The sequence below is a fragment of the Kribbella capetownensis genome (genome assembly GCF_004331485.1).
In the GTDB taxonomy this organism is placed as follows: Bacteria; Actinomycetota; Actinomycetes; order Propionibacteriales; family Kribbellaceae; genus Kribbella; species Kribbella capetownensis.
Genome location: NZ_SJKD01000010.1, coordinates 313,055 through 321,042 on the forward strand (window position 1 = coordinate 313,055; position 7,988 = coordinate 321,042).

Here is a 7,988-nt window from a genome sequence, read left to right on the forward strand (position 1 = left end):
CTCCCCATCACTCGAATTTCCACGTCGTGAAACCGTCAGACAGCGCTCACCCGGATGATGCGGGCGGAGGGCTCGGGAACGGTGGTCCCGACAGTGAGGGAATCTCCTGACCAGCTGCAGGTCCAGCCATCGAGGTCTGTCGGGAAGACGGGCGTGATGGTGGCGTGTGGCAGAGAGAACGTGACCTCGGACGGTCCGGCCGCCCGGTGCCAGAGACTCAGATAGGTGGTCGACGAGTCGCTCAGGCCGAGGGCGATCCACTCGTCATCCCAGTCCGGGAGGCCCAGTGGCCAGCGGGGGAGCAGGTCCGGCAGGTCCTCGAGTACGCCGCGGTGCGCGCTGACCGCGGATCGGACCAGCTCCCGCTCGGACTCGGTCATCTGGTTGAGGTGACCGGACAGATACAGCCGACCGAGGATGCCGTTGACCAAGGCGAGGGTGAACTCCTCGCGCGTGGTCCCGGTGATCGGATACGCCCAATGGCCGGCCTGTTCGGGGAGTACGGCGGCCGGCGCGGCAGCCGCGATCGGGACGTACAGCAAGGGATGTTGCTGGTCGGACGTCGACTGCAGGTGGAGTCGCGACAGCATGGCGTAGTCCATCCGCATCGCGCCGGACGCGCAGTTCTCGATCAACAGGTCCGGGTGGCGTGTCTGGACGGCGTCGAGCCAGCTCAGCAGTGCGCGGTTGTGTTCGAGCAGTCCGTGCCCCAGCGACGTACCGCCCTTGTCGGTGCCTGGGCCGGTCATCGTGTTGTTGTCGAACTTGAAGAAGCCGATGCCGAAGTCGCTGACCAACCGGTCGACGGTGTCATCGAGGTGCTGGCGGGCCAGCGGGCTGCGCAGATCCAGGAGGTAGCGACCGTGTTCGGCGACCCGGACGCCCTGCCGGGTCAGGAACGCGTCGTCGGGCAGGCTGCCGGCGATCGTGGAGTCGACACCGATCACCTCCGGCTCCAGCCACAGACCAGGCACCATGCCGCGCTCGCGGATCCGGTCGATCACCTCGCCGAGTCCCTTCGGGAAGCGGGTGGTCGACGGCTGCCAGGCACCGACGGTGCTCCACCAGTCGCCCTCGGCGTACCAGCCGGCGTCGATGCAGAAGTAGTCCGCACCCGCCTCGGCCGCGGCGTCGATCAGCGGCAGCAGTTTCTCCGTCGTCGGGTCGCCCATCAACGTGTTCATGTAGTCGTTGAAGATCACCGGCATCCGGTCGTCCGCGGGCCGCCGCATTCGCAGCGCGCGCCGCTGCCGCGTGAGAGCACCGAGAGCGCTGTCTGAGTCGGTCCCGACCACAAGCGAGACAGGCACGGTGGTGAAGGGCGCGTCCGCGGTCAGCTGCACGGTCCACTGGTGTTCCTGATCGGTCGGCCCGCTGAGCAGGAGGTAGCCGCCGTGCCGGTTCTCACCGAGTTCGTAGTGCCACGGTCCGTTGTGCTCGATCTGCCACCCCAGGGCGTACTCGCGGTGGACCAGAACGCCGACCGGCAACGACTCACCACTCGACCACGAGCCGATACTCGTGACCGCGTGCCGGCCCTTCGCGACCGGGTAGTGCGGATCGCGGACGATCTTCGGGACCCCGCCCGACCGGAGTGATTGGACCGACCACCGGTTCTCGGCCATCCAGTCGTTGGCGGCCGAGTACAGCTCCGCGTCGACCGACTCGAGACCGACGACCAGCGACGACAGGAAGGTCAGCTCGAGCTCGCCCGGCCCGGTCAGCGACGCCTCGGACCACGCCCGTACGCCGGCTCGCGCCTCGAACACACTGATGATGCGCAGACCGGTCCCGGCGTCTTCCTGGACGATGCGCAAGGTGCATCCATCGTCGTGATGATCGACGTACCGCAGCCGCTGGCCAAGGATCGTGTCGACGTGCCGGTGCGTGCCGGGGGAGCGTCCGTACCCGAGTGCCGAAACCTCCACCAACGCCTGCCCGGTTGCTGGGGATTCGTGGGCCGGGGCGTCGACGGCCTGGACGGCGATCAGCCGGACCGGACCGTCGTCGAGCGTGAAGGTCAGGGTCAGCTCGGGCGTGCTCCAGCGCAGGAGGTTCATCGATAAACCTTAGAAGGTTCCCCCGTCCGCACTTCAACCCGCGATCCGCGACGTGGACGACTCAGCGTGATCCCCGCCAGAACCAGCGCCAGCCCGAGCACCTGGCGAAGCGTCAGCGACTCACCCGACAACGTCAGCCCGAGCAGTACGCCGGTCACCGGGTTGAGCAGCCCGATCAGCCCGACCGTCGCGGCCCTCAGATGGCGCAAGCCGGTGAACCACGCCGTGAACGCAACGGCCGTCGCGATCAGGCCGACGTACGCGAACCCGCCGACCGCCGCGAGATCCAGCGCCGGCGGAGCGCCCTCGAAGACGACAGCGAACGGAATCAGCACCAGGCCGCCCGCGATCAACTGCCAGGAGGTCGTGGCCAACGGCCCGTCGGCGCGTCCCCATTTCTTGGCCAGCACGTACCCGCAGGAGGACATCGTCATCGCTGCCAGCGACGCGATCACCCCCCGTACGTCGACCGCCGTCGTACCCGCACCGAGCAGCAGGCAGACGCCCGTGAGGCCGCCCGCGGCTCCGACCAGCACCGGCATGGTCGGCCGCTCGGACAGCAGGCCCCAGGCGAAGAGCGTCATCGCGAGCGGCGACGCGGACATGATCGTGGACGCGAGGCTGACCGGCAGCAGTTGTGACGCGAGGTAGATCAGCGCGAAGAACGCTCCCATGTTGCAGACGCCGAGCAGGAGCGAGCGCCACCACCACACGCCGCGGGGGAGGCGTCGCGCCAGGCAGAGCAGCAGCAATCCGGCGGGCAGTGCGCGGAACACCGCGCCGTACAAGGGGGATCCAGCCGGAAGGTACTCGTGGGTGACGTAGTAGTTCGTGCCCCACGCCACCGGCGCGATCGCGGTGATCAGCACCCATCGCGAAGTAGTTTCCACGGAAGACACTATATCTTCCCGGGAAGATATAGTCTGTGGCGTGACCGAAGACCACACCGAAGACCATGTGGCCAGGATCCAGGCGGAGTGGCGGGTAGCGCGGCCCGATCTCGACGTCGCGCCGCAGGGCGTGATCGGCCGGCTGCACCGGATCGCGAGCCATCTGACCGGCGAGCTGACACTGCTCTATGCGAAGTACGGCCTGACCGAAGGGGAGTTCGACGTGCTCGCGGCGTTGCGGCGTGCGGGAACGCCGTACGAGCGGGCGCCGGGAGAGATCGCGCTTCACACGATGGTGACGACGGGCGCGGTCACTAAGCGCGTCGATCGGCTGGAGGAGGCCGGTCTGGTCCATCGTCGGCGCAGTGATGCCGATGGCCGCGGTCGCGTCGTACGGCTGACTCCGGCCGGACGGCGGCTGATCGACAAGGCGTTCGCGGCCCACATGACCAACGAACGGCGGTTGCTCGGCACGCTCAGTCCGGCGCAGGCGGATCAGCTGGAGGAACTGCTCACGTCGTGGCTCGCAGACCTCGAGCCGCCGGGGGATACTCGGGCCGTCAGGGAATGACAGCAAGCCCCTAGGACTCCGGTACGATCCCTAGGCTGTCCGTGAAACCGTGCAACGCTTCTGGGCGTTCGGCGCGTTTCCACAGTGCCGAAGTCTCATGAAGGAGAGTACGTGGCCGGCCCCCATGTCGTCATGATCGTCGCGAACGACATCGCCAACGACACCCGAGTCCTGAAGGAAGCCGTCGCTCTCGGGCAGGCCGGGCGGCGGGTGACGCTGCTGGGCGTCTCGGCCTCCGGCGAGCTGAAGATCGACACGATCGACGCCGGCGTGGTGATGATCCGGCTGCCAGGCAAGTTCCTCCTGCGCGACGACCGGAACCGGCGCCGCCGGGTCCGCCGCGCTCGCCGGCTGCTGATGGTCAGCAAGCCGGCCCCGGTCCGGAAGGCTCTCGTCACGGCCCGGCTGGCCGACCTGAAGGCCGAATCCGGGCGCGCTGTCGCCCAGCGCAAGGCCGGCGCGGTCGGTCCGCTGGCCTTCAAGGCCGGAACGGTCCGCCGCGCACTCCAGCGCCGGCAACTGTCGTTCTCCGGGAAGGGCGCCGGGCTGCTGAACCGCGCGGCCCAGTTCGAGGCCCGCAAGGCGACCCGGTTCTGGCAGCGCTGGGACCTCTGGATGACCCAGCAGAAGCGGCCGATCAACTGGCGCAAGGTGATCCCGGAGGCCGACGACTACGAGACGATCTTCGCCGCCGTGCTGGACCGGCTGATGCCCGACGTACTGCACGCTCACGACATGCACGTCATCGGCGTGGCCTCTCGTGCCGCCGGCCGGGCCGCGCTGCGTGGCCGGACCGTGAAGGTCGTGTACGACGCTCACGAATACGTGCCCGGCCTGTCGACGTACCCGCCCCGTACGCCGCGGCTGGTGGCGGCCTGGGCGCAGCACGAGCGTGACTACATCCGGACCGTCGACCGCGTCGTCACGGTGAGCCCTGCGATCGCGCGGACGCTGCACACGCGGTACAAGCTGGACCGCGAGCCGAGCGTGGTGATCAACAGCCCGCAGCTGGTCGAGCTGGATCACGATGCGCCGGACATCCGGAGCGCGATCGGGCTGGACGCCGACGTACCGCTGATCGTCTACAGCGGCGGCATCACGCGTGCCCGCGGCGTCGAGACCGCGATCTCCTCGCTGCCGCAGCTGCCCGACGTACATCTGGCCGTGGTCTGCGTGCCGACGACCGAGATGAAGCCGGTCGACGAACTGCGTGCGCTCGCGGCGAAGGTCGGTGTGGTCGACCGGGTGCACTACCTGAACCCGGTCGCGCCGAACGACGTGACCAGCTTCCTGCGCACCGCGGACATCGGGCTGATCCCGATCCTGCGCTACCCGTCGCACGAGATGGCCCTGCCGAACAAGGTCTTCGAATACACGTTCGCGGGGCTGCCGGTCGTCACCAGCAACATGCCGACGCTGGAAGAGTTCGTCGGCAAGACCGGGATCGGCGAGGTGTTCGAGGCGGAGAACCCGACAGACCTCGCCGGCAAGGTGTCGAAGGTCCTGGCCGACCCCAAGCCGTACCGCGAGCGCGCCGCCTCCCCGCAGTTGCGGCACGAGATGTCGTGGGAAGCGCAGGCCGACAATCTCCGCGCCCTGTACGACGAACTCCTCGGGCCGGTGGACGGCGTCGAGACCGTCAAGCCGCGGCTGGTCATCGGGCCGGTGGACTCCGACGGTGTCCCGAGCGCGTGGGTGCGGGAGATCGACGAGGCCGAGGTGGTCGGGCGCCGGCTGACCCCGGCCGACCTCGACGGCATCACGCACGTCGTGATGGAGGACTGGAAGTCCGTGCTCGGTAGCTCCGACATCACCACGGACCTCCCGCTGCTGGCCGCGGCGCGGATCAAGCACGGCGTCGTCGTGTACGGGCGGCCTGACCGCCCGGCGACGCGGGAGCGCGCGAAGGCCTACAACGGCACGGTCTTCGTCGCCGACGAGGCACTGCTCGAATCCGTCCCCGACAGCCAGTGGCTGCCGGCCGGCGAGCAGGGGACCGAGATCCTGCGGAAGTTCATCGCCGACTGACGTCGATGGACTTTCTGACTGGGGTCGGCGGGCGACGGCTGGACTACGTACGGCGTGGGCGCGGCGAGCCGTTGCTGCTGATCCAGGGCATGGCGGGCCACCACGACATGTGGGGCGACGAACTGCTCAGCCGCCTGGAGGACCGGTTCGACATCGTCGCGTACGACCATCGCGGGGTCGGACGCGGCGACCGGGCGGACGAGCCGTTCACAGTGGCCGACCTGGCTGACGATGCGGCCGCCGTGATCGCGTCGGCGGGCTGGACATCCGCACACGTCTTCGGCATCTCGCTCGGCGGGATGGTCGCCCAGGAGCTCGTACTGCGCCACCCGGACACTGTTCGGTCGGTCGCGCTGGGGTGCACGTGGGCCGGGGGAGCGAGCGGGGTGATCGCCGAGACCTCGCGGGACATGGTGGACGCGATCGCCAGCCGGGACGTGGAGCGCGGGCTGAGGGTCAGCTTCGAGGCGAACCTGTCCCCGCGGTACGCCGCAGAGGTGCCGGACGCGCTGGAGATCTACCGCCGGCGAGCGCTCGCTGTGAAGGTTCCGGTGCCGGTCGTGCTGATGCAGTGGCAGGCGGCCAAGGCCCACGACACCACGGAACGGCTCGGTGCGATCGCCGTACCGGTTCTGATCCTGCACGGCACAGCAGACGCGCAGATCCCGGTCGAGAACGCTCAACGGCTCTCCAGCCTGATCCCTGCGGCGAAGGTTGAAGTGTTCGGCCACGCGGGTCATCTGTTCTGGTGGGAGGATCCGGACCGGACCGCAACGCTGCTGGTGACCCACACCACGGCCTGACGGCGCGCGGGGGACCGGGTGCCGTCCCGGCTGGTCGGGGGTGGGTAACCTTCCCTGGTCGTTTGGGTGAGCGATAGGAGATGATGCCCACCGTGACCGGACCACGTAGCCAGGACCCGCAGGACCGGCTGACCCCGTCGGAGGTCGATCCTGCCGTTGCTGGGCTGACCGTGGGGCTCGGTGGGCCGTCGGGGCGGTTCGCCCGGCTCAGCTCGTCCTGGTGGACGCCGCTGCGGATCGCGCTCGCGGTGTGCACGGTCACCTTCGCGCTCGGCGTACTGCAGAAGGCTCCCTGCATGGAGGCCGGCTGGGACCGGCAGAGCTGGCGGCCGTTCAAGGCGCTGTGCTACTCCGACATCGGCTTCCTGTACCAGGAACGCGGATTCGCCGAGGGCAATCGGCCGTTCCTCGACACCGGCAACTACCCGGTCCTCGAGTACCCGGTGCTGACCGGCGGCTTCATGGAGGTCGCGGCGCGGATCACCTGGGTGATCACCGGCGACCCGAAGAACGACCACACGGTCGAGCAGAAGCGCGCCACCGCGGGCGTGTTCTTCGTCGTGAACACGGTGATGCTGTTCCTTTGCGCCCTGATCCTGGTCGGGCTGACCGTCGCCACCGCGCGTGGCGTCGAGTCGCGCCCCGGTGCGGCCCGCGGCCAGCCGATGAACGCCCTGTACGTCGCCGCCGCGCCGGTGCTGGCGCTGACGTCGACGATCAACTGGGACCTGTTCGCGGTCGTGCTCACGGCCGGGGCGATGTTCGCCTGGTCGCGCGGCAAACCGATCTGGTTCGGCATCCTGCTCGGGCTGGGGACGGCGGCGAAGTTCTATCCGTTCCTACTGCTCGGGCCGCTGCTGATCGTGTGCATCCGCGGTCGCAAGCTGTGGCCGTGGTTCCAGGCCGTGATCGCGACGGGCCTCTCCTGGGCTCTGGTGAACGCGCCGATCTACCTGCTCGCGAAGAACGAGTGGATGTCGTTCTGGACGTTCAACGATCAGCGCGAGAGCGACTACGGATCGATCTGGTACGTGCTGAAGCTGGCCAAGCACGAGGTCGCCGACGTCAACCAGCTGAACATCGTGATCTTCGCCGGGTTGTGCCTGTCGATCGCGATCCTCGGCCTGATGGCGCCGCGGCCGCCCCGCTTCGCACAGCTCGCGTTCCTGGTCGTGGCGGCGTTCCTGTTGATCAACAAGGTCTACTCACCGCAGTACGTGCTCTGGCTGCTGCCGCTGGTGGCGCTGGCACGGCCGCGGTTGCGGGACTGGCTGATCTGGCAGGCGTGCGAATGCTTCTACTGGATGCTGGTGTGGATGCATCTGGCCCAGTTCCTGGCGCCGGGGAATCCCGACGTTCCGGACCGGATCTACTGGTTCGCCGTGATCCTGCGGATGGCAGGGACGCTGTGGCTGATGCTCGTGGTGGCGCGCGACATCCTGTTGCCGGAGAACGATCCGGTTCGTCAGGGTGATCTGGTCGACGATCCGAGCGATGGCGTCAAGTCCGACGCCGCGCCCGGTCAGTTGGCGACCGCCTAGCTGTATCCGGTCAGGAGGTTGGTGCCAACCACGATCGCGCCGACCGGCATCACGGACCCGCGACGAGCCTGCTGAACCCGCAGGATGCGCGCGGG

At 68.6% G+C, this 7,988-nt stretch carries 6 protein-coding genes; 4 read left to right on the forward strand and 2 right to left on the reverse strand.

Annotated elements, in window-relative coordinates:
* Positions 1–35: 35 nt before the first annotated feature.
* Both E0H75_RS36405 and E0H75_RS36410 read right to left on the reverse strand, forming a co-directional pair.
* A complete protein-coding gene (locus E0H75_RS36405; protein ID WP_131518245.1) occupies positions 36–2,060 on the reverse strand; it encodes a glycoside hydrolase family 36 protein in 2,025 nt (674 codons plus the stop codon).
* Positions 2,057–2,950 carry a DMT family transporter gene (locus E0H75_RS36410; protein ID WP_131518246.1) on the reverse strand — a complete coding sequence of 298 codons (894 nt, stop codon included), beginning with the start codon at positions 2,948–2,950 and terminating at the stop codon, positions 2,057–2,059. The genes E0H75_RS36405 and E0H75_RS36410 overlap by 4 nt, the downstream gene beginning before the upstream one ends.
* Positions 2,951–2,990: 40 nt before the next feature.
* On the opposite strand from E0H75_RS36410, the gene E0H75_RS36415 reads away from it, so the two are divergent.
* The 4 genes from E0H75_RS36415 (at position 2,991) to E0H75_RS36430 (ending at position 7,893) form a co-directional block, all read left to right on the forward strand.
* Entirely contained in the window at positions 2,991–3,521 is a 531-nt protein-coding gene (locus E0H75_RS36415) for a MarR family winged helix-turn-helix transcriptional regulator (RefSeq protein ID WP_202873348.1), read from the forward strand.
* A 111-nt stretch (positions 3,522–3,632) separates the two neighbouring features.
* Positions 3,633–5,549: a glycosyltransferase family 4 protein gene (locus tag E0H75_RS36420; protein WP_131518247.1), complete on the forward strand. Its 1,917-nt coding sequence runs from the start codon at positions 3,633–3,635 to the stop codon at positions 5,547–5,549.
* A 5-nt stretch (positions 5,550–5,554) separates the two neighbouring features.
* Positions 5,555–6,352, forward strand: coding sequence for an alpha/beta fold hydrolase (locus E0H75_RS36425; protein ID WP_131518248.1), 798 nt, complete (start codon positions 5,555–5,557; stop codon positions 6,350–6,352).
* Between the two features lie 83 nt (positions 6,353–6,435).
* Positions 6,436–7,893 (forward strand): glycosyltransferase family 87 protein, encoded by a 1,458-nt coding sequence (locus tag E0H75_RS36430; protein ID WP_131518283.1) that lies wholly within the window; start codon positions 6,436–6,438, stop codon positions 7,891–7,893.
* Positions 7,894–7,988 lie beyond the last annotated feature (95 nt).

Coding starts and splice junctions, on each gene's coding strand:
- E0H75_RS36405 (WP_131518245.1), bottom strand. CDS start 2,060: ATGAACCTCCTGCGCTGGAGCACGCCCGAGCTGACCCTGACCTTCACG.
- E0H75_RS36425 (WP_131518248.1), top strand. CDS start 5,555: ATGGACTTTCTGACTGGGGTCGGCGGGCGACGGCTGGACTACGTACGG.
- E0H75_RS36430 (WP_131518283.1), top strand. CDS start 6,436: ATGCCCACCGTGACCGGACCACGTAGCCAGGACCCGCAGGACCGGCTG.